The sequence below is a fragment of the Pseudalkalibacillus hwajinpoensis genome (assembly GCF_015234585.1).
GTDB lineage: Bacteria > Bacillota > Bacilli > Bacillales > Guptibacillaceae > Guptibacillus > Guptibacillus hwajinpoensis_B.
Genome location: NZ_JADFCM010000008.1, coordinates 1461402 through 1482755, shown reverse-complemented (window position 1 = coordinate 1482755; position 21354 = coordinate 1461402). Strand labels below are relative to the sequence as shown.

The window sequence follows — 21354 nt, the reverse complement described above, 5'->3', positions numbered from 1 at the left end:
AGGCGTTTTAAATGAGTAGGTTAAAGAGATCTTGGTCCTTGTTAATTTCAATGTAAGAAAATCCTTTTCGATTTAAACGCTCAATCAAAGGTTCATAATCTTCTTTGTGTTTGAGCTCAATTCCTGCTAGAACAGGCCCTCGATCACGATTGTTCTTTTTCGTGTATTCAAAGCGGGTAATATCATCTGTTGGACCTAAAACATCAGCCATAAATTCTTTTAACGCACCAGCTCGTTGTGGGAAATGTACAATAAAATAATGTTTTAGCCCTTCATAAATTAAAGAACGTTCCTGGATTTCCTGCATGCGATTAATATCGTTATTTCCCCCACTAATAACGCACACCACATTCTTTCCTTTTATTTGATCACGATAAAAATCGAGAGCGGCGATGGACAAAGCGCCGGCTGGCTCAGCCACAATGGCGTTCTGGTTGTATAGCTCTAAGATGGTTGTACAAATTTTCCCTTCTGGCACAAGTACGACATCATCAAGGATATGTTTGCAAATATCGAGTGTCAGCTTTCCAACTTGTTTCACAGCAGCTCCATCTACAAATTTATCGATATAATCAAGCGGTACGACCTCGTCCTTTTCAATGGAACTTTTCATTCCTGGGGCACCTTCAGGCTCTATGCCTATGATTTTCGTGTGTGGGCTAATGCTTTTGATATAAGACCCTACGCCTGAGGCAAGACCTCCCCCTCCAATGCTGAGCATAACAAAGTCGACTTCATCAATATCATTCATAATTTCAAGTCCTACTGTTCCCTGTCCTGCAATCGTTCGATAATCATCAAAAGGATGAATGAATGCTTTGTCGTGTTTGTTACAAAATTCTTTAGCGGTTAGAAAGGAATCATCAAACGTATCCCCTGTTAGAATGACTTCCACAAACGATCCACCAAACAATTCAACTTGCGAGATTTTTTGACGGGGCGTCGTAGCAGGCATAAAGATATGCCCTTGAATGCCAAGCGTTTTACAAGAAAAGGCTACGCCCTGGGCATGGTTCCCTGCACTTGCGCATACGATTCCATTTGCTTTCTCTTCCATCGTTAAACCTTGAATCAAATTATAAGCGCCTCTAATTTTAAAAGAACGAACACTCTGTAAATCTTCTCTCTTCAAATACACATTGCAATTATATCGATCAGAAAGAATTTCATTCCGCTGTAGAGGTGTATGAACAACGACTTCTTTTAAAACCTGGTTTGCGATAATGATATCTTCCACCTGGACTTTACTGATTGTTTTACTCATTCTCGCACTCCTTCAGATTAAATTGAATTGTTTAACTTTTTAAAATTCATTTTAACACAATTTAGTGCGGCTGTACGTTATTGTTCTAAAAGAATCAGATTTCTTTTGAATATGAAAGCATGCTACAATTTTAATAGATCAACGACTAAATGAAGGAGGAAATATAAATGAAAAAGTGGGCATTTGTATCTGATTTTGACGGAACCATTTCAAAAAAAGATTTCTACTGGCTTGTGATTGAAACTTATTATCCTGAAGGTAAAGGGTTGTATAAGAAGTGGAAAGCTGGGGAAATGCAAGATATTGATTTTCTAAGCCAGGTATTTCAATCCATTGATCAGCATGAGGAACAAATTATTCAAGATATCCTCTCCTTACCGATTGATGAGCATGTTCCTTCCTTTATTAAGAAGGTACAAGAAAACGGCGGGGATTTCTACATTTTAAGTGCTGGGACTGATTATTACATTCACCACATTTTGAATCATTATGGCATTCAGCATGTCCCTGTTTTCTCGAACAAAGGCTATTACGAGAAAAAAAATGTCCATTTGTCGATTAATGAGAATCATAAACATTATTCGAGAAGATATGGTATTGATAAATCAAAAGTGATTTCAGATCTGAAAGAAAAGTATGAAGTGGTTTATTTTGCTGGTGATAGCGAACCAGATTCTCATCCAGCCAAAGTTGCTGATCTTACTTTTGCTAAAGACGCACTGCAAGAACTACTAAAAGAAAATAACGTGCCATTCGTAGCCGTTGAATCGTTTCAACAGATTGAAGATTTCCTGCATGAGAAAGGAACGATTTGACCATGCATCCATTAACGAATATTCCGATCCCTGCCATTTTGGAGATTCGTTCTGGTATCCGCCATCAGCTTGATATGATTCTCCATAAGCACGGCTTTCATCATGCCCTATTTTTATTCGATGAATTTACATATGAGACTTATGGCGAGTCCTTTCAGGAGAATATGAAACATGTCACCATCGATCTTCAAAAGATGGAACCTGGGAAAACCATTCATGATCTGATCGGGTATGCTTTTTCCCTTGATTCTTATGATGTTGTGATTGCTATGGGCGGTGGTATGGTTATAGATTATGGGAAATATATTGCGTTCTCTAGAAAACTACCGTTTATAAGCATGCCGACCTCTGCCTCAAATGATGGTTTTGCTAGTAGCAACTGCTCTCTTATTGTGAATCACAAAAAAACTACTGTTCCTGCACAGGTACCTTATGGGATCATTGCGGACCTCGAAGTGATTAAACAAGCCCCTTCTCCCTTCTTGCTTGCAGGAGTTGGTGATCTAATGAGTAATATAACGGCTCTTTATGATTGGGAATTTGAAGAAAAGAACAGTAAAGGGCACGTAAATGCCTTTGCAGCGATGCTAAGTAAGAAGGCTGTTAACAGTTTCATTCGAACGCCGATGTCAGATATTCAAAATCCGATCTTCATTAAAGAACTTGTAAGCTCGTTAACAATGGGCGGTGTGGCAACGGTTATTAGCGGCAATAGCGCACCAATAAGTGGTTCAGAGCATTTAATTTCCCATGCGCTCGATAAACAATTATCAAATCCGCACATGCACGGCATACAGGTCGGAATCGCAACTTATATTATGGCTAATGTGCAGAACCACAGAGCGATACGGATGGGGAAAGTATTTGAACGTACTGGTTTCTTTGATTATATCAAGAAGGAACGTATGCAAAAATCTGACCTGGCTGAAGCTATTTTGAAGGCTCCTTCTGTTAAGCCCCATCGATATACGTACCTTCATGATGAAGATTTTCAAAGGAAGGCGCTCTCTTTCCTAGAAAGTGATGCAAAATTAAATGAACTACTCATATAAAAAAAACGCTCCCAACTGAGAGCGTTTTTTTATAAGTTTACATAATGATATTATAATCACCTAGAGGGCGGTTCTAATATCCCAGAGCTCTGGGAAGAAACGGTGATCAAGTACTTTCTTTAAATAACCGACCCCTGATGAGCCTCCTGTACCCTGCTTAAAACCAATAATTCTCTCAACCGTTTTCATATGACGGAATCTCCATTGCTGCAGCCAGTCTTCAATATCGACGAGTTTTTCGGCAAGCTCATAAAGATCCCAGTATGTATCGACATTCCGGTATACCGTCAGCCATGCCTGCAACACAGAATCATTCTTCTCATAAGTTTTGGTTACATCGCGTTGAAGAACTCCTTGATCTATCGGTAACCCTGCTCTGGAGAGAGCTTTAATGGCGACATCATAAATGCCGGGTTTTTGATAAGCATTCTTAAGTTGTGCGTGAAGCTCTTCATCCTTTTCATAGATTTTAAGCACGTGTGATGTTTTGTATCCTAATGAAAATTCGATCATGCGGTATTGATAAGATTGAAAACCAGATGCCTGTCCGAGCGAATCACGAAACTCCATATATTCTGATGGTGTTAATGTTGAAAGAACATCCCAAGCCTGAATAATTTGGGTTTGGGTCTTTGAAACACGTGCAAGCATTTTAAAGGCAGACGAAAGTTCATTATTTTCAATTGCTTCAATGGCTCCTTTTAGTTCATGTAGAATTAACTTCATCCACAATTCACTAACCTGATGAATGATGATAAAGAGCATTTCGTCATGATGGTCTGAAAGTCTATTTTGCCCAGAGAGTATTTGATCGAGACTTAAGTATTCTCCGTAAGTCATATTGTTTTTAAAATCCGTATGTATAGATGATTCGGTAGGATCAACGTGATCTTTTTTATCCAAAGGGATAACCTCCTCCTTATTTGTAATCGGTTACAAAAACAGTAATTCAAATGAGTTTCTTCATTAATATGCTTTTGCAGCATTAAAATTTTTTTCTCGAAGCAAAACCATATTTATACCTTCAACTCCTCCCCCCTCTTTTATAAATTATAACATGTCTATCATTGCTTCACTTATAAACTAAAGTTGAACAATGATTCATCCATTTGCTCCTGCTCAATTCCAATATACCTTAATGTAATCGATGGTGCAGAATGTCCAAAGATCTTCTGAAGCATTGCCACATCCTTTGTTTGTTTATAGTAAAAATAACCAAACGTCTTACGCATAGTATGTGTTCCAATTTCGGAAAGCCCTGCTTCCGCTGCAGCATGATTTAATATTTTGTAAGCTTGTCCTCTTTGAATCGGTAAATCGGTTTTATTCGATGGAAATAAAAAATCACGTTCTTCCATATCAAACGTATACGACTCAATGAGTTCCTTAAGAGAATAGTTGATCGGAAATCGTTTGGCTTTTCCTGTTTTTTTCTCCTTGATAATAATGTGTGTTTGATTTCGAACGTCCCCCACACGTAATGGAAGTAAATCACTAATCCGCAGACCGGTATTAATTCCCATATTAAATAAAAACCAATCTCTGGAATTTCGCTTTCGTAGATGTTTTTTTACTAATTTGATCTTCTGAGGATCACGAATCGGCTGAACCGTGTTCATGAGGGCATCCTTCTTTCTCTATTTAATATGTATCGTTAATGATAAACATTTAATTAATATGTATCATTATACCTTTCTTCGTTCTGTTCGAAAAGAGAAAACCCCCAAAAAATAAGCTTTCATTCATTTTCATAATGATACACAATATATGTTTTGTATCATTATGTTGGAATACGTGCAATTAGTTTGTTCTGAACGTATGATAGCCAATTCGTTTTTATTCCCAATAAAAAGGCTGTAACGACAATTTCCTTTGTCAATTATTCAGTCTCAAAATAGAGTAAGGTATCTTACATCATTTATTTCTGAATCAGAGTATCATAACAACTGCCTTACATTATAAGGTGATTGTTATTATTCAAAGGAGGAAATCGTTTTGTCTAAATTTGCATTGAAAGACGCAGTCCCTAATTTTTCACTTCCTGCAGTAAACGGCGAAGAATATTCTTTTGAATCATACCGTAAAGAAAAAGGTGGATGGCACCTCGTCATTTTCTTTAGAGGTTCCTGGTGCCCCGTTTGTGTGAGTGATCTTGAAAGTCTAGAAGAAAGTACTGGTTTCTTTGAAGGGAAAAATGTTCATATTACAACTATATCAACTGATAAATTTGATGATTTAAAAGCAATGGCTGAAGAAAAGAATCTTTCTTTTCCAGTATTAGCTGATGAGGATTTAAAAGCACTTGAAGCATATGATGTTCACTATCATAAAGAAGATGATCCATATGAAGATCATGGCGCTCATGGTGAGCCAGCCTACTTCCTTATTGATGATAAGGGCGAATTGCTTTATCAACAAAGACAAACAAGTCCTTTTGGTCGTCCTACTGTTACAGAGTTACGTAAAATCGTTCAGTATATTGGAAAGACTTATAAGGGATAAAGAAAAACAGGCCAAATTGGCCTGTTTTTTGTATTGACGTCCCTTGTGATTTGCAATAATTCTTATTAACTTTTGTTATTTAATTTTATATATATAGTACGGTAATTGAAATTTATCATATGTTTGGTGATACAATTTCTACCTTTATTCGATCTGGATCTTCAAAGTAAAGCGCATAATGATTGATCCCACCTGCATGAGGATATAGCTCGTTATATAAAATAGAAGCTTGTTTTTGTACGAGCATTAATCGAATATTTTCTACCTGCTCTTTTGAATGAGCACGAAATGCGAGATGATTTATACCAATCCGTTTACGATGATATCCCACTTCTTTGTATTTCTCCTCAACTTGCACAAATACGATATAGCTTTCTTTATCTCTCCAGCTTCTCCCTTCTTTCCAATTTTGAAATGGTGTATAACCAAGTTCTTTTAATAACCATCCCCAAAATTCTGTACTTTCTTTCAGATCTGATACATACAGCTCGATATGGTGTATCAAATTTACCCTCTCCCTTTAATAATATAATAGTTTAAAATATTGATATTATGTAAATTGAAAACATAGTCCTTCTACTAAACTGTTCATTACAATTGCACATCAGATTGCAGGTGAGATTTTTCGCTTTCTTGTTGGTGTGAGTCGCTTTTTTTGCAAAACCCTATTTTCTGCTTAAACTATAAAAAAAGTCAGCATAAATGCTGACTTAAATCTGAAGTGTTGTTTACATAGGAAACATAACTTGTTCCATTCAAAAGTTCAATAAAGAACAGGATCAATTTCTAGTGCTTTGGAGGGCTCCATCTCTTTGCTTCGCTTTCATTCGGGTAATCAATTCCATCAGGATACTTTATTAATTCTATCAAACTTCCCCAAGGGGTTGTCCCATATACTCCACTATTACGTGGTCCATCTTCCACTCCAGCCAGTGGGTGGGGTTCCGACAAAAGAGAGCCACCTGCAGCTTCGAAACGTTTAGAAGATTCTTTAATATCGTCAACATATAAAGCAAAATGATGTAGACCCAAATCAGATATTTTCGCTGGATCCTTGTCTGCTTTTGTTCCTAGCTGAAAAAGTTCAATAGTTGGTCCCTCACCGATTCTCAATAGACGCATATGAATAATTGTTTTTCCAGATGGTAACCCCAATTGTTTCTCTACTTCTTCTCCTTTCATCGGATCATGTTCGGGTCGCTGCACATCATAACAAACTTTAGCGTCAAAAGCTTCCCGGAAAAAATTAGTAGCTACTTCTATATTTGGTACGGTCATCCCTATATGGTCAATACCTCTATACATCTTATTCTCTCCTTCCTTGAATTGAGCAGATTTAAGAAACATAAGAATAGAATTGAATCATGTCACACATTGGAACTGTAAAAGTATTTTTTATTCGAAATGATACGTAAGATCCCACTTCTGACGGGCCACATCCATTAAAGACATTACCTGACGTGAAAGTGATAAGGTCCAATTCTCTTTATTATTCAAAATCAGGTCATTCATTGCCTCCACTTCATACATAAGGGCTCTTCTTTCTTCTCCAGCTTCAATTGTTTCTACAGAACCATCAGATGTATATGTAATTGTTGCTTTATCAGCTCTTGGAAAATTATCAACTGTGATGAACCCTTCATCTCCAGCTACGATTCCTCGCTTAGGCATCTTAGCCCTCATCGCCAATGACACTACTGCCATTTCATCCTGATCATTTTTCAACACAATTCCAGATTGTTCGTCTACCCCAGTCTCATATTTCTTAACAGTTGTATGAAGTTCCGTTGGCTGACTAGATAGGAAAAACCTTGTGAATGAAAGAGCATAAGTACCAATGTCCAACATTCCACCACCAGCAAGGTCTGGATTGAAAAAACGATTGGTTGGATCATCTTCCTTGCAACTACCGAAGGTCACATTGACCATATTGACTTTTCCAATTTTACCTTCCTGGATAATGTCTTGTAACTTCTTGTATAGAGGCATATGATAAATCGTCATCGCTTCCGCTACGATTAGTTTCTTGGACTCTGCTAAATTAATAATTTCTTGCAGTTGTTCACCGTTCATTGTGATTGCCTTCTCACATAGAACATGCTTTCCAGAATTCAACGCATCAATGATGAAAGAATAGTGAATACTGTGTGGAGTTGCTATATATACGATATCAATGCGATCATCCTTAAACATATCTTCCGTTTTCTCATATACGTGCTCTACTCCATAACGATCAGCGAATCCCCTAGCTTTTTCTACATTTCTTCCCCAGACCCCAAAGATTTGCCCATTAACCTCATTAATCGCCTGTGCAAAATCTGTAGCAATCCCTCCTGGTCCAACAATTCCCCAATTCACTTGCTTCATCTCAAACCTCTCCTTTTAACGTGATTTTTCTAACTCTTGTTTCGACAGTATGAACACGTTAGTTACAATAGGGGTAAATAAAGAGACATCTAGCCCCTTCCAATCTTATTAACCTTTCTTCAAACTGACAATTTTTTAAGAATAAATAGGCTTATCCAATAGCTGAAGTTAACTGTTATGAAGGCTCCACCTCATTTTGCTCATATAAATATACTTGTAGATGAGGCAATTCTTCTAACTGATGCCGTCGAAATATCATGTCATAAAGCTTAAATTCGAGTTCAGCTTAATGTTCATATTTATCCAAGCTAATCATTCATTAACTCACTTGCCGTCTCTTCCGTTGTAACAAGAACATTAAGGTGACCAGATACTAGCGCGGCTCGGATTGCTTCAACCTTTTCCTTGGATTCAGCTACTCCGATGGTGTACCTTGCCTTATGAAGATCATTCATATCAACGGAAATTGTGCGATTTGAGAGTCTCGTATCTAGAGTCTTTCCGGATTTGTCAAAGAAGTTTGAGCAAATGTCCCCTGCTACTTTACTCTTTTCCATTTCACCCTGGAATCTTTCTCCATAAAAAGCGAGCCAGTTTGGACCGTCGCTGATTAGTGGGGACCCAATACCTACAATGGCAATTGTCAACTTTCCCCATAAATCCTCAACTTCACGAAAGTGTTCAGAATCCATCAACGCTTCTTTTAACGCTTCTGATTGAACGATTGCGGGAACATCAACTAATTTAGAATTTCCTTTCCACTTTTTAGCTATTTCATAAACGATGGTATTAGCATGATAACGACTTTCTAATTTACCGTCCGGTCCACCAATAAGCGGGACACACATGATTCCTTCTTGAGTTCTTTGAGGATTCAATTCCTCTGCAACGGCGGCAAGAGATGTTCCCCATGAAAATCCTATAACATCATCAGTTTTGACTACTCCATCTAAGAACTTTGCACATGCTTGCCCCATAGCCTTCAAATTTTGGTCACTAGAGGCACCTTTTTTCTCGGGGATGAGAATGACTTCTTTCAGTTGATACTTTTCTTTTAGTTTTCTCCCGATGGTAACTTCTTTGAAGGCATCATAATTGATACGGATTTGTACGATTTCTTTTTCTCTTATTTTCTTCAACATTCTACTGATGGTTGTTCGATAGATCCCGAGTTCTTTCGCTATTTCACTTTGCGTCATATCTTGCTCGTAGTACATTTCTGCAACTTGATATAGCGTATTAATTTCCTTTCTTTCCTCCATCGCATCCCCCCCTTTGCACAAATGTACAATAATTAGGACAATTGTGCAATTCGAAAGCACTCCCTCATATTTAGCCAGTGAGTTATTGGTAATAATCGCAAACCACTTAATCTTCAAAAAGTATAAATAAACCCCGCTATTTAATTTCTATTGAAATTCCCCCACTTACTCAACCATTTCTACATAGAAAAGGCGTAATTCCTTAGTGCGAAATTACGCCCGATTATTAAAAATCGAACTTCAACATTTATGATGTAATGAAATAACCAAATTTTTCTCTTATGATCAATTGAGATACTCAAATCTATTTATCATATAAAAGTAGTTCTCCTTATAGATGCCATAAGTCTTTCAGCTTTCTTCATAAAGTTGCCCGGTCATATAGCTTCATTCATATTTGCTAACGTTTCATAAGCAAATTTCGGAACATTAACATCATCAGGCATTTTTCCTTCCCACTCTAAAAACTCCCACTTAACAAGTTGATTCGAGCTTTCAACAAGCATACGACACCTTTCATAACGTCTGTCATTAAATGCTTTTAACAATTGAGTCACATTTAGTCCTTGTTGAATAAGTTCAGTTAGAACAACAGCATCCTCAATTGCAAGAGACGCACCTTGTCCAAGATGTGGGGCGGTGGAGTGGGCAGCATCTCCTATTAACAATACTCGACCTTGATACCAAGGAGACGGTAATAAATAACTAAAAACCGGACGGTAAACGACTTCTTTAGGGTCTACAATTTGCTCTCTAACTTCAGCAATTTTTCCTCCAAAATCTACTAATCTATTACGTAAAATTTGATCTAGCTGATCTTCTGGCATTCTTGGATTTCCAGGTTCAGAAGTTGTTAACAGCAGATACATTTCATCTTCAGACATTGGAACCAAACCTGCCTTTGCATTCGGACCGTAATACAAAGTACTTCTTGTTATGTCTTCCATCCGAGGTAACGTATAACGCCACACCGCTTGCCCGAGATATTCTTGTTCAACATTTCCAAATATCAAATTTCTCACTTTAGAATTCTGGCCATCTGAACCAATAACTATATCCGCTGTGAGCATAGATCCATCGGTTAATTTTACTTGAGCTTGGTCATCAGCTTGATGAATATCTACTATAGTTGTTCCCATCCTAAACTTGGTTCCTACAGACTTTGCTTTCTCATATAAAATGGAGTGCAACGTCCTTCGAGAAATAATATTTAGCCCAGGATACCCATCAATTTTTGGAGATTGAGGTTCTGCAAATCGGTTCCCTTCCGCATCACAATATTCCATTCCATCAAAGCTATAGCCCCATTCCATACATGTATTTGCTACTCCTAGTTCATTTAAAGCTCTAAGTGCATTCGGTGGTTGAAATATTCCAACGCCATATACTTCCCATTTTTGTTTTAGTTCAATAATCTCTGTTTCAATTCCTATCTCACCTAGAGCAATAGCAGCTGATAAGCCACCAATTCCTCCGCCAACGATCACTATTTTCTTCATCTTAGCATTTGACATATCAAATACCTCCTTTAAACGTGTGCATCATTACATTGCTCCCCCAAAGATATTGGGGGAGTCCACATTATTTATCTGGTTCCTAATTGTGGACATATGTATGTATTACCGGACGTGGTCTTCCTCGCAATTGGAGGTACCACTAAAATTTTCTAAAACAAGGTAAATCATTAGATTCAGGAGCCCTACCATAAGAGCCCTTTCTCAAATTAGCTTGTTCATAGATAAATTATAAAATGTTTCCCTGCATACGATCTACGATCCCAAAGTACATCATTAGGCCAGAATATCACTCTTCTACTTTGTTTTTGAAAAATATTCCTCCTTTCTTTCAAGCATAGTGAATAGTATAGTCATTTCAATTTTTTTACGTAAGTGAACATTTTGTGAAAAATCTCTTGATCATGGTGAGCGATTCGTATTGAATACGATGATGAACATATGCTCACTCTTCCCATCTACTGCCCTAAAACGACTTAGAGCGCTTACTTTTTATTAAGCAAGCGCTCCCCATTTGTTCAAAACATTATTCTATTATTTATTAAAAAACTCATATAAGTTGACCATTTAGTAATCTCTTTATAAGGACTAGTTACAACCAACCCTACTTAATAATTGGATTCGTTTATAGGAAAAGATTTATGTTCTATTATAAAAAGGTTCATTAATCAACGTCTAACGTTACTCCAGTTGTGACCACCCAGCGCTTTTTAAATGCATTTTCTACGAAGATTTCGTTCTCGGCATATTCTCTTATTACATCTTTTATTTCATCTGATTGATAGGAGAAGTTCCGGTTATACGCTAAGTCAGGATACCCAGATCCTCTTAACAAATAATCAGAAGAGGCAATTCGATACCATTTTTCTGGATCTAACACCTCATTATTAATCGTAATAGAATGTATTTTCTTTTGATCATGTTCGATCACTGCACCTGATACATGAAGTCGCCCGACATATTTACCTCGGAAGCCGGGCCCCTTGCCATCTGACATACAAACCGAACTGTCTAACGAGCTTTCAAGAGCAGCATATAAGTGCTTTCCCTGAATTTCAAAATAAGTCGGATTTAATGGTGAAGGACATATTTCAATAAGCTTTTTATTAGACACAAAATCAACGATTCCCCCATTAGTGATGCCGCTGTTAATCAATCCGAGATCACATTCAAAGCTATCTTTTAAACCATCCGCAATTAAATTCGCCATGGGGTTTTCTTCAAGTACATCATGCCATAGTGGTTCACTAACTGTGTAAAGTGGTTTACTCAAATTGTCGATCGCTTCTTTCTTACTTGAAACTAAAATACTTATGATTTCTTCATCCTCCACCGCTTTAGCTGTTGAGATCGATCTGGAGGCTAATAAGGTTAAACCATCTTCTGTAACCTCAATTTCTACAATACCAATATGTTCCCCGTACATACCAGCTGAGTTCAGAATGGTGCCATTCACTACTTTCGCTTCATCGTAGAGAACGTGGTCATGTGCGGAAAGAATCAAATCGATCTCATCGATTGCATCGGCTAGTTCGATGTCTCTTTCAGTACCAACATGGTTTAGCACAATACAAATATCATAGTTTCCTTTTTGGCTTTCTATCTCTTTCTGTATCGCTTCTATGTAATCTAAAATTTGAAAACCCATCAAATCATTAAATTCCTGCAAATCCGGTGAAGCACCGGTAATCAAAATACGTATCCCTTGCTTTTGAATAATCGTACTTCTAAATACCCCTTTGAATGACGCACCGTTTGCTTTAAGAAGATTACAACTAATGAAAGGGACAGGACTATGTACCGCCATATGCTCTAGCGTTTCATTTCCATTAAAGAGTTCATTATTCCCAATTGTAATCGCATCATAACCGGCAGATTGAAGCATTTTCACGGCCGCGATCCCCTGCGTTCCTTGAAGCTCTATACTTTTAAAATCAGCAAAGTCACCACCATCCAAGATTAGTGTTTGGTCATCTGCGTAATCCTTAATAAGTGATGTCGCTTTTGCGAAATTCTCAAAATGACTATGAATATCGTTCGTATGTATGATCGAAAGCTTCATGATTGTCCTCCAATATGTTCTTAATGAACGAATTTAGTGCCATTCTACTATTTCGAAACTCATGAGCGAAATCCTTCTAGTAAGTCTTTTCCTTAAAAAACTTTCCTTTTTATGAAGGAATTGTCTTGAAAGAAAAGAAGATTCACTTAATCATATTATCAAAGGAGTCGTTTTCATGAGTAATATTGGTAATGAGATACAGTTTGGCATTTATAAGCAGATGCATGCGCCTGATCCTGATCGCCTTCCAACAAGATATGAAGATTGGGAAAAAAGAGCGAGAGAAGTACTAGAGGATGGTCCTTATGATTATGTGGCCGGAGGGTCTGGTGCTGAAGATACGAAAAATTCGAATCGAGAAGCCTTTAAACGTTGGAACATCGTTCCTCGCGTTTTCCGTCACGTTGAAGAACGAAACTTAAAGGTAGGTTTATTCGGTCAGATGCTCCCTTCTCCAATAATGGTTGCTCCAGTAGGAGTTCAATCGATTATCCACCAAGAAGGTGAGCTTGCTTCAGCTAAAGCTGCAGCTTCAATGGGAATCCCCTACATTGCAAGCTCAGCATCAAGTCATTCCATGGAAGAGATTGCTGACGCGATAGGCGATGCGCCAAAGTGGTTTCAGCTTTACTGGAGTCGCGATCCTGAGATTGCCAAAAGCTTTGTTCAGCGAGCAGAGCATGCTGGATATTCTGCGATTGTTGTAACGCTTGATACACCAATGATGGCATGGCGAGAATTAGATCTTCAAAATGTCTACTTGCCTTTTCTTATTGGAGAAGGTATTGGGAACTACTTAACTGATCCTGCCTTTCGAGCAGGACTACATGTTCCGCCTGAAAAAGACGCCATGGGTGCGATTATGCACTGGACAAACGTATTTGGGAATGCAGGATTAACATGGGAGGATTTAGCAGAACTCAAAAAATACACATCTCTTCCTATTATTTTAAAAGGAATTCTTCATCCAGATGATGCTAAGCTTGCGATCAAATATGGAGCAGATGGAATCATCGTTTCCAATCACGGTGGGCGGCAAGTGGATGGCGCGATCGCAGCACTGGATGCACTTCCGGCTATTGTTGAAGCTGTTGAGAATCACATTCCGGTATTAATGGATAGCGGGATTAGAAGAGGAGCAGATGTATTTAAAGCCATCGCGCTTGGTGCCGAAGCGGTGCTTGTCGGCAGACCATGTATGTACGGCCTTGCGGTTGGTGGTGAAAATGGTGTGAAACAAGTGCTTTCCAACCTTGTTGCAGATTTTGATCTAACGATGGCCTTATCAGGTTGCCGAGACCTAACTGAAGTAAACAAAGACTTGATCATTCCGGCTAGTCGATAGCAAAAAAAAGGAACACGTTTGTGTTCCTTTTTTAATCTTACTTCCATTGAACAGCTTCGCTATGTTTATGAACAGCTGCACTTCTTTTTAAGTAAATGACGTAGATCACCATAGAAATGATGACAGATATTCCAGCTGTTAAATAAATATCAGCATATCCAAAAGTAGAAGCAATTAGACCGAAAAACATCGCACCAAGTCCTACACCTAAATCGAAGAAGGAGAAAAAGGTTGCGTTAGCCATACCTTTTCTGTGAAGCGGTGCTTCATTAACAGCCCATGCTTGAAGAGCAGGTTGAACGGAGCCAAATCCTATGCCAAATAGCACAGCCGCAAGAATGAGCATAAATTGATTGGCTAATAAAGTTAGATCTACCATAGCCAGTAAAATCAAAAATGCACCTGGAAGAAATATAGCTTTATGACCTTTTCGATCATAGATTTGTCCAGCGAAAGCACGTACGAGCATAAGCGAAACAGCAAATACGACAAAGTACCATTCAATTCCATCAATTCCTAGCTGTTCTGCATACAACGGAAGAAAAGTAGCGATTCCTCCAAAGACCATTGTAATAAAGAAAAGAAGAATAGAAGGCATTAAAGCTGTCTTCTCAAATATGTCCCATTTCTTTCTTTCAATCGGTGTTTTATTCGCAGGTTTATAGCGAATAAAGGCAGCGATGATGAATGAAAGTAAACCGGCAGAAGCGGCAATCAAAAACATCGTTTGAAATCCAGAAAGAGCGATTAAGAATAAACCGAGAGCTGGTCCAAATGCCATCGCTAAATTCCCAGCAAGGCCAAAATAACCCATGCCTTCTCCCCTTCGCTTTTGAGGAATCAAGTCAGTTGCAATTGTACCAACCGCCGTTGTAGACATTCCCCAGCCAAGGCCTTGTACTACTCTCATAAGAAACAAAAGAATCAAACTTCCTGTAAACGCATAAGAACCAACGGAAATGACAAAAACGATTAAGCCAATTAAAAAGATAATTCTTCTTCCGAGTGACTCTAATACATGACCGCTCCACGGTCGTATAAGCAAGGCAGATAATGTGAAAATACCAACAACAAAACCGATAAGCTGGTCGCTTCCACCAAGTTCATTCACAAATAAAGGCAGCGTCGGGAGGGTCATTTGGAATCCTGCAAAAATAAAAAAGTTTGCCATACATATAAAAATAAAGTCCCGCGTCCAGATCTTCTCTTTTTGAAGACCCTGCTGTTTCGCCATACATATTCCTTCTTTCTCTCACATAAGTTCTCTACCATCTTACAACATCACTGTTTTGATTAAGAGTTTTCTGCTCAGACAATGAAAAGCGAAGACGAGCGGTCAGAAATGAATGGATTGGAGCTCTTGAACAGAAACACGCCTTCTGTGTTTTGTGAAAGAGCGAAATCCAGTAGTTTCTGCGAGTCGCAGCTAGACAACAAAAAGCGAAGACGAGCGGTCAGAAATGAATGGATTGGAGCTCTTGAACAGAAACACGCCTTCTGTGTTTTGTGAAAGAGCGAAATCCAGTAGTTTCTGCGAGTCGCAGCTAGACAACAAAAAGCGAAGACGAGCGGTCAGAAATGAATGGATTGGAGCTCTTGAACAGAAAAAACCAGCATCCTTCTGAATGGGACGCTGGTTTTTAGTCATTTCACTCGTAGTTAATAAGTAGTAGATTCAAAGAATTCAAGCCATTCTCCATCAGGTCCTGCGAAAAACAAATATTTTGCACCGTTTGGTAATGTATTGATTTCTTCATCGATAAACGTTACACCAAGGTCATGAAGACGAGTGCGTTCTTGTTCGATATTTTCAACCTTAAAGGCAATGTGATGAACTTTTCCTTCTGCGGGTAAATCAGGATTATAACCTTCTATTAGCTCTACTAAAATTTGCCCGTTTAAACCAAGAAAGGCTAGCTTTTTATCACCATCAGGATGATCGAATTCATCAAGTAACTCTAATCCAATAATCCCTTGATAGAAACCTTTCGAAGCTTCAATATTTCTTACTTGTACCCCGACATGTTCCAGTTTTTGAATCCCCATAAGTCACCAGCTTTCTTTTCATATCGTTATTCCCTGTAACTTTATCACAGTAACGTAAACGAAGAAAAGTAGAAGGAACATTATTCTATTAATCTCGGGGAACAATTTGATTCAATATTTCTCCAGTAAAAAGTGTAGACTCAAGTCTCAAGGCAACTGCGGGTGGAAGGACATCTTTCATCCCTTCAAATGGAACACCAAGCCAAAGCACATTTCGATCAAGCGCTATAAATGGGAATGCCAGACTATGGTCGACATGGTGAGCAATCGGGACTGACTGAACGATCTCTGGTGAAATAATGGACAGCTTACCTTTTGCTTTTTTTAATACGTTCACCCACTCGGCTGTTAACCTTGTTCCCTTAGGAATTGAAATAACGATTTCTTCCGCAGTTTGAATATCTTGAAAAATCATGTCAGTATTCAGTGCGTGGTGCCACTTCAATTTGGGATGCTGATTCTTTACCCACTTTCCTATATGCGTAGGAGAAATTCTCTCTTTTTTTAATAGCTGATGATCAACTAATTGTCGTAGTGTTTTTGATGGAGACATCCGTTTTTGTATATAATCAACATTGCTAATTTGTATAAATTTCCCCTTCGTTCTTGTCATCGCAACATTGATCAGTCTTTCACTATTGTGACCGCTCAATAACATGCCAGGACGTGATTCTGGTTCTCCATCTACTGTATCAAACACCATCATATCTCGCTCACTTCCTTGAAAACGATGAACCGTGGCTGAGAGAATGTCAGCCTGATCAAAAGAATGTTTTAAAAGATCGTCTATTAATAAATTCATCATCTTCGCTTGAGCGCGATAAGGGGTAACATAACCAATTGATGACATCCCCGCTTGTAACGCTTCATAAATTGCTTGAAAAGCTAGAAAAAGCTGCCATAAATTCATTCGTGACTTCGATGAATGTCCCGTCATACAAAAATAGCCAGTATGACTTGTGTCAATTAGAGCAGATGCCATACCTTTAAAAGGAGCTTGGTCTGATATCGGTGCTCTAAGTACGGCAGTTTTCGGATGATCTGTTACAAGCGAATGATAAATTTTATTGTTTGTAAAGTCTGAAATGACCGGGTGCATTCGTCTTTGTTCATTTAAAAGAAAGAGTTGAGGATGAAGTTTACCGGTTTCGACAGTTTCAACAATTCCCGAACAGTGAAATACGTCTTCTCTTAACCATTTTGAAACGAGCGGGTGCCGTGCTGACGCTATAGGAGGTAGCTGTTTAAAATCGCCACATATAACAACGCGTTTTCCAAGTGAAGCAGCAAATGCTGCCTGGGGCACATAGGCCATACTCGCTTCATCGATGATCACTACATCTACCCTCTTCCGATAGATATTCTCATCAATAGCGGCTTTTGTTAGTGTTGTGCCTATAATCGTTGCTTCTTTTACAAACTGAGTTTCTTTCCGACGAATCTGCTCTAAAACATTTCCTAATTTTGATTCAAGCTTTAATAACTGATCAGAATCGCGTTTACTAAAGGAATTAGATAAGTCCTCCTTCAGTTTTTTTCGTTCATCAAGAATACTCTCTTTTTCGTTGGCAAGGTCTGGATGCTTCGTCATAAGCAATTGATCTGTAAAAAGCGGCAGATTTGATGAAACATCGCGCTGTTGTCCATACCGCACAATTTTTCCTTCTTCAAATTTCTCTCTATTTTCAGCAAATGAGGCTGTTTCCCGCATTAATACATCAACAGCTTGATTACTATGAGATAAGATCAGGACGCTATTTCCTTTGAAAAAGTGATTCGCAGCGGCTCTTGCTAGATTATGGGTTTTCCCAGTCCCTGGAGGTCCCCACACGTACGTCACTGGGTTATATTTGGTTCGTAGAATCAGCTCATGAAGCCGGCTTTTGATCTTATCATCAGGATGCTTCACAGATGTGGGAGGATTCATTACTCGATTAACCCTAGCTAACCTTCTTTTGCTTTTTTTTATTTCCTCAAGACGCTCATGCAGTTCATCTAGCAGTTCCCATGGGTCATGATAGAGATCTGCCTCTCCAATTCGCTCTCCAAAACCAGCTTCAAGAGCTAGAATGACATTCTTTCCTTCTGAAGACAGTACCCTGCCTTCGCGCTTAATATGTTTCATCTCCAGCCGAATCTTTGATCCAGTTGGGATTTGAATTGGGATACGTGCATCAAAGTAATACCTAAAATCGTCACCTGAAGATAGCAGCCTTCCATTGACAATTCTAATTGGTCTGCTGCCAAATTTTTTAAGGTGTGCAATTTCTGCGCGAAGCGCTAATTGCCATTCATCAATCAATTCTTTCATCTTACATCGCTTCCTTTTATCCGTTCCTTTTTCAATTCCCTAACTATATCACGCTAACGAAAAACTCTCTACATATGTGCTACGTTCTATGATGAGAATGAACATAGTCAAGAAAAACTTCAAGTACTTTTGTTTGAAAGGGAGAGCGCATCAAAATTGAAAACGTCCTTGAATAGGTGAAATTCGGTATTTCAAGAATTTGTAGTGTACCAAGTTCTAACTCTTTCCGTATTGTCCACTTCGATAAAATACTTATACCAATTCCAGCTTCAACAGATTCTTTAATTAACTGCGTACTCCCAAAGGCTAGTTTTTGAGTAGGCTCTATATCGAGATTCTTCCACATCTTCTCTGTAGCTTCTCTCGTCCCAGACCCTTCCTCTCTCACAACCCACATCTCTTGTTCAAGAGTCTTTCCACTGTTCACTTTATGATGTGATGGTGATGCTACGATAACCATTTCATCCTCAGTGAAGCTATTCACTTGCATGTCTCTAGCTGGATAGTCACCTTCTATAATGCCAACATCAAGTTGGTGTGAGTAGACAAGGTCACCAATTTCTCTTGAATTTCCTATCGTTATAGATGGTGTAATTAATGGGTACTTTTCTCTAATAGCTGCAATCACATGTGGAAGAACATATTCACCGTATGTATAACTTGCACCAATTGTAATTTTCCCACTTGCTCGGTTTGTTAGGTCATCCAAAAGATACGTCATCTTTGAATAAAGATTTAAGAATTCTTTCGCGTGGTGGTAGACAATTTCTCCTGCCTTGTTCATTTCCACAGATCGATTGTTTCTTTCTAACAGTTTAGTACCAAGCGCCTCTTCCAGGCTTTTGATATATTGACTAACTGCAGGTTGAGTCATGTGTAACTCCTCTGCCGCTCGAGAAAAATTACGTTTTTCTACGACTGTAACGAAAACGTGTAACTGCTGATCCACGTCATCACCCCTTACTATAAGTTATTACTTATAGTACTTATTCTATTTAATTATTTCACTTATAGCAATAGCTGAAGTAGACTAAAGAAAGAGAAACGGGGGAACATGATGATTAATACTTTAAGACAACAACAAACTATACCTGAGAAGATGCGATTTTTCCTCGGCATAGCATTTACCTTTTTTATAGCACTATTAGGTTATTTCCTTGCTATGGTGCCAGGATTTAGTCTTACAGGTCAACTCGCATCAGCCATTCTGATCGCAATTGTTTATCGGCAAGTAGCCGGGTATCCTGAATGGTTAAGAAAAGGGATCACTTTTTCATCTAAAAAAATACTTAGGTTTGCCATTATTTTATATGGAATTAAACTAAATGTAAGTCTGATCCTTCAAGATGGGTTACCGATATTATTATTTGGCGCGCTTGTTATCACATTTGCTATTTTATCGTCTGTATGGCTTTCTAAAGTAATGAAAGCTAATACATCCATAACCTTTTTACTTGGTGCTGGTACAGGGATTTGTGGAGCTGCGGCCATTGCAGCAATTGCGCCGATCGTGGAATCTAAAGAAGAGGATACGGCAATTGGAGTGGGGATTATCGCTCTTTTTGGAACAGTATTTTCCATCGGATATACGATTCTTCGCCCATTCCTTCCATTAACTGAAAGTCAATATGGGGTATGGTCAGGTATTTCACTACATGAAGTTGCTCACGTTGCATTAGCAGCAGCGCCAGGAGGAGAAACAGCTCTTGCAATGGGGCTGCTTGCAAAGCTAGGAAGAGTCTTTCTTCTCGTTCCAGTTTGTTTTCTTTTCATGTACCTGATGAAACGCAAAAACGCGGGCACAAAACAAAAAGTTGCTTTTCCATGGTTTTTAATCGGGTTTATCTTAATGAGTCTCGCAGGAACTTATCTTCTAGGCCCCATTATTCCCTTTTCTGAATCTGCAACAAATGTGGTAACCGAAATAACAACGTGGTGTTTAACGGCTGCTATGGTAGGCCTAGGATTAAGTGTTAGTCTGAAGGATTTGAAAGATAAAGCACTAAAGCCAATGGCCATTATTACAATTGTATCAGTTGTTCTTTCCATTTTTACATTCTTCATCGTAAAATGGTTTTACTAGGCTTCATTTGAATGGTCATCCTCTGTGGATGACCATTTTTTACGAAGGTAATCCACGTAACGAAATACAGTTCTCACAATAAGCGCATGAAGAAGAATTCCTACAATTGTAAGTAAGATAATCACAAATTTACCTACAAAAGAAGTTGGTTCTACAGAAAATCGTCCAACAAAAATGATCGAACCTAATGACCAAATCGCTGCATCTTGAAAAGAATCCACGACAGGTTCATAGAAATAGAATGGAAATGTTGAGACGATAACAAATACAAAACTAGTTAAAAACCACGTTTGAGGAGACATACCCATCGCTTTACCTAGAATGGGATTACTAAATCGCTTGGCGATTGTTTTAATTCGCCATAGTCTATAGAGTCTCGCAAGCTTAGCTCCTTGAAAGATTGAATCTAGCGGAATTAGCGCTATTAAATCAAAAGGATGCTTTTTTATATATTCCCATCGATCTTCAGATAAATAAAGAAAGACCATATAATCAATAAAAAAGACGATCCAAGTGCCGATCAGGATCGCCTGTTGAAAGGGAGATTCATACCAAATCGTTGAAACGGATAAAATCACACATACAAATAAAAGATATTGATACAATCGTTTCAACATATAACCCCCCTCCCCTTGCTACTCTTTCTTTATGATTATCTAACTTTGAAGTCGTCATAGACAGTTTTGATCCCTGATAGATTGACTTGGAGTTATGACCGAATGGCTATTTTA

Annotated in this window: 19 protein-coding genes; 5 read left to right on the top strand and 14 right to left on the bottom strand. The window is 38.4% G+C overall.

All coding sequences use genetic code 11. The features are described 5' to 3' along the window. Positions 1-7 precede the first annotated feature (7 nt). A complete protein-coding gene (gene ilvA / locus IQ283_RS19290; protein ID WP_194221690.1) occupies positions 8-1264 on the bottom strand; it encodes a threonine ammonia-lyase IlvA in 1257 nt (418 codons plus the stop codon). Between the two features lie 167 nt (positions 1265-1431). On the opposite strand from ilvA, the gene IQ283_RS19285 reads away from it, so the two are divergent. Together IQ283_RS19285 and IQ283_RS19280 are read left to right on the top strand one after the other, a co-directional pair. Continuing rightward, a complete protein-coding gene (locus IQ283_RS19285) occupies positions 1432-2079 on the top strand; it encodes an MtnX-like HAD-IB family phosphatase (protein ID WP_194221689.1) in 648 nt (215 codons plus the stop codon). Between the two features lie 2 nt (positions 2080-2081). Further along, a complete protein-coding gene (locus IQ283_RS19280) occupies positions 2082-3131 on the top strand; it encodes an iron-containing alcohol dehydrogenase family protein (RefSeq protein ID WP_194222310.1) in 1050 nt (349 codons plus the stop codon). 60 nt (positions 3132-3191) lie between these two features. Here the strand turns inward: IQ283_RS19280 and kynA are convergent, their stop codons facing one another. Both kynA and IQ283_RS19270 read right to left on the bottom strand, forming a co-directional pair. Then, positions 3192-4034 carry a tryptophan 2,3-dioxygenase gene (gene kynA / locus IQ283_RS19275; RefSeq protein WP_276511848.1) on the bottom strand — a complete coding sequence of 281 codons (843 nt, stop codon included), beginning with the start codon at positions 4032-4034 and terminating at the stop codon, positions 3192-3194. Positions 4035-4207: 173 nt separating this feature from the next. Further along, the gene (locus IQ283_RS19270) at positions 4208-4750 is read right to left on the bottom strand and encodes a site-specific integrase (protein WP_194221688.1); all 543 of its coding nucleotides are present in this window, start codon (positions 4748-4750) and stop codon (positions 4208-4210) included. A 376-nt stretch (positions 4751-5126) separates the two neighbouring features. On the opposite strand from IQ283_RS19270, the gene IQ283_RS19265 reads away from it, so the two are divergent. Then, positions 5127-5633: a peroxiredoxin family protein gene (locus IQ283_RS19265; RefSeq protein ID WP_194221687.1), complete on the top strand. Its 507-nt coding sequence runs from the start codon at positions 5127-5129 to the stop codon at positions 5631-5633. A 115-nt stretch (positions 5634-5748) separates the two neighbouring features. On the opposite strand, the gene IQ283_RS19260 is transcribed toward IQ283_RS19265, so the two are convergent. From IQ283_RS19260 to IQ283_RS19235, 6 genes are all read right to left on the bottom strand, one after another. After that, complete coding sequence (locus IQ283_RS19260) at positions 5749-6138, bottom strand: VOC family protein (protein WP_194221686.1); 390 nt, start codon at positions 6136-6138, stop codon at positions 5749-5751. Between the two features lie 281 nt (positions 6139-6419). After that, on the bottom strand, positions 6420-6938 hold the full coding sequence (locus tag IQ283_RS19255; RefSeq protein WP_242057392.1) for a VOC family protein: 519 nt from the start codon (positions 6936-6938) through the stop codon (positions 6420-6422). Positions 6939-7028: 90 nt separating this feature from the next. Then, the gene (locus IQ283_RS19250) at positions 7029-8000 is read right to left on the bottom strand and encodes a Gfo/Idh/MocA family protein (RefSeq protein ID WP_194221684.1); all 972 of its coding nucleotides are present in this window, start codon (positions 7998-8000) and stop codon (positions 7029-7031) included. A 308-nt stretch (positions 8001-8308) separates the two neighbouring features. Next, positions 8309-9262 (bottom strand): sugar-binding transcriptional regulator, encoded by a 954-nt coding sequence (locus IQ283_RS19245; protein WP_194221683.1) that lies wholly within the window; start codon positions 9260-9262, stop codon positions 8309-8311. Between the two features lie 377 nt (positions 9263-9639). Beyond that, positions 9640-10776, bottom strand: a complete 1137-nt coding sequence (locus IQ283_RS19240) for an FAD-dependent monooxygenase (protein ID WP_194221682.1) — start codon at positions 10774-10776, stop codon at positions 9640-9642. A gap of 664 nt (positions 10777-11440) precedes the next feature. Continuing rightward, positions 11441-12838 (bottom strand): bifunctional metallophosphatase/5'-nucleotidase, encoded by a 1398-nt coding sequence (locus tag IQ283_RS19235; protein ID WP_194221681.1) that lies wholly within the window; start codon positions 12836-12838, stop codon positions 11441-11443. Between the two features lie 175 nt (positions 12839-13013). Here IQ283_RS19235 and IQ283_RS19230 point away from each other — a divergent pair, with 175 nt between their 5' ends. Further along, entirely contained in the window at positions 13014-14183 is a 1170-nt protein-coding gene (locus IQ283_RS19230) for a lactate 2-monooxygenase (protein ID WP_194221680.1), read from the top strand. Between the two features lie 37 nt (positions 14184-14220). Here IQ283_RS19230 and IQ283_RS19225 read toward each other — a convergent pair whose 3' ends face one another. From IQ283_RS19225 to IQ283_RS19210, 4 genes are all read right to left on the bottom strand, one after another. Continuing rightward, positions 14221-15417 carry an MFS transporter gene (locus IQ283_RS19225; protein WP_194221679.1) on the bottom strand — a complete coding sequence of 399 codons (1197 nt, stop codon included), beginning with the start codon at positions 15415-15417 and terminating at the stop codon, positions 14221-14223. A gap of 425 nt (positions 15418-15842) precedes the next feature. Then, on the bottom strand, positions 15843-16229 hold the full coding sequence (locus IQ283_RS19220; RefSeq protein WP_194221678.1) for a VOC family protein: 387 nt from the start codon (positions 16227-16229) through the stop codon (positions 15843-15845). 88 nt (positions 16230-16317) lie between these two features. After that, a complete protein-coding gene (locus tag IQ283_RS19215) occupies positions 16318-18540 on the bottom strand; it encodes a DEAD/DEAH box helicase (protein WP_194221677.1) in 2223 nt (740 codons plus the stop codon). 79 nt (positions 18541-18619) lie between these two features. Then, positions 18620-19489, bottom strand: a complete 870-nt coding sequence (locus tag IQ283_RS19210; protein WP_194221676.1) for a LysR family transcriptional regulator — start codon at positions 19487-19489, stop codon at positions 18620-18622. 105 nt (positions 19490-19594) lie between these two features. Here IQ283_RS19210 and IQ283_RS19205 point away from each other — a divergent pair, with 105 nt between their 5' ends. Then, positions 19595-20623: a YeiH family protein gene (locus IQ283_RS19205; protein ID WP_408962611.1), complete on the top strand. Its 1029-nt coding sequence runs from the start codon at positions 19595-19597 to the stop codon at positions 20621-20623. Here IQ283_RS19205 and IQ283_RS19200 read toward each other — a convergent pair. After that, entirely contained in the window at positions 20620-21240 is a 621-nt protein-coding gene (locus IQ283_RS19200; RefSeq protein WP_194221674.1) for a hypothetical protein, read from the bottom strand. The genes IQ283_RS19205 and IQ283_RS19200 overlap by 4 nt on opposite strands. Positions 21241-21354: the final 114 nt, after the last annotated feature.

Excerpts from the sequence above, each read along its gene's own strand:
- IQ283_RS19285 (WP_194221689.1), top strand. The coding sequence starts at position 1,432 with ATGAAAAAGTGGGCATTTGTATCTGATTTTGACGGAACCATTTCAAAA.
- IQ283_RS19200 (WP_194221674.1), bottom strand. The coding sequence starts at position 21,240 with ATGTTGAAACGATTGTATCAATATCTTTTATTTGTATGTGTGATTTTA.
- IQ283_RS19240 (WP_194221682.1), bottom strand. The coding sequence starts at position 10,776 with ATGTCAAATGCTAAGATGAAGAAAATAGTGATCGTTGGCGGAGGAATT.
- IQ283_RS19235 (WP_194221681.1), bottom strand. The coding sequence starts at position 12,838 with ATGAAGCTTTCGATCATACATACGAACGATATTCATAGTCATTTTGAG.
- IQ283_RS19245 (WP_194221683.1), bottom strand. The coding sequence starts at position 9,262 with ATGGAGGAAAGAAAGGAAATTAATACGCTATATCAAGTTGCAGAAATG.
- ilvA (WP_194221690.1), bottom strand. The coding sequence starts at position 1,264 with ATGAGTAAAACAATCAGTAAAGTCCAGGTGGAAGATATCATTATCGCA.
- IQ283_RS19250 (WP_194221684.1), bottom strand. The coding sequence starts at position 8,000 with ATGAAGCAAGTGAATTGGGGAATTGTTGGACCAGGAGGGATTGCTACA.
- IQ283_RS19220 (WP_194221678.1), bottom strand. The coding sequence starts at position 16,229 with ATGGGGATTCAAAAACTGGAACATGTCGGGGTACAAGTAAGAAATATT.
- IQ283_RS19255 (WP_242057392.1), bottom strand. The coding sequence starts at position 6,938 with ATGTATAGAGGTATTGACCATATAGGGATGACCGTACCAAATATAGAA.
- IQ283_RS19280 (WP_194222310.1), top strand. The coding sequence starts at position 2,082 with ATGCATCCATTAACGAATATTCCGATCCCTGCCATTTTGGAGATTCGT.
- IQ283_RS19270 (WP_194221688.1), bottom strand. The coding sequence starts at position 4,750 with ATGAACACGGTTCAGCCGATTCGTGATCCTCAGAAGATCAAATTAGTA.
- IQ283_RS19230 (WP_194221680.1), top strand. The coding sequence starts at position 13,014 with ATGAGTAATATTGGTAATGAGATACAGTTTGGCATTTATAAGCAGATG.
- IQ283_RS19225 (WP_194221679.1), bottom strand. The coding sequence starts at position 15,417 with ATGGCGAAACAGCAGGGTCTTCAAAAAGAGAAGATCTGGACGCGGGAC.
- IQ283_RS19215 (WP_194221677.1), bottom strand. The coding sequence starts at position 18,540 with ATGAAAGAATTGATTGATGAATGGCAATTAGCGCTTCGCGCAGAAATT.
- IQ283_RS19205 (WP_408962611.1), top strand. The coding sequence starts at position 19,595 with ATGATGATTAATACTTTAAGACAACAACAAACTATACCTGAGAAGATG.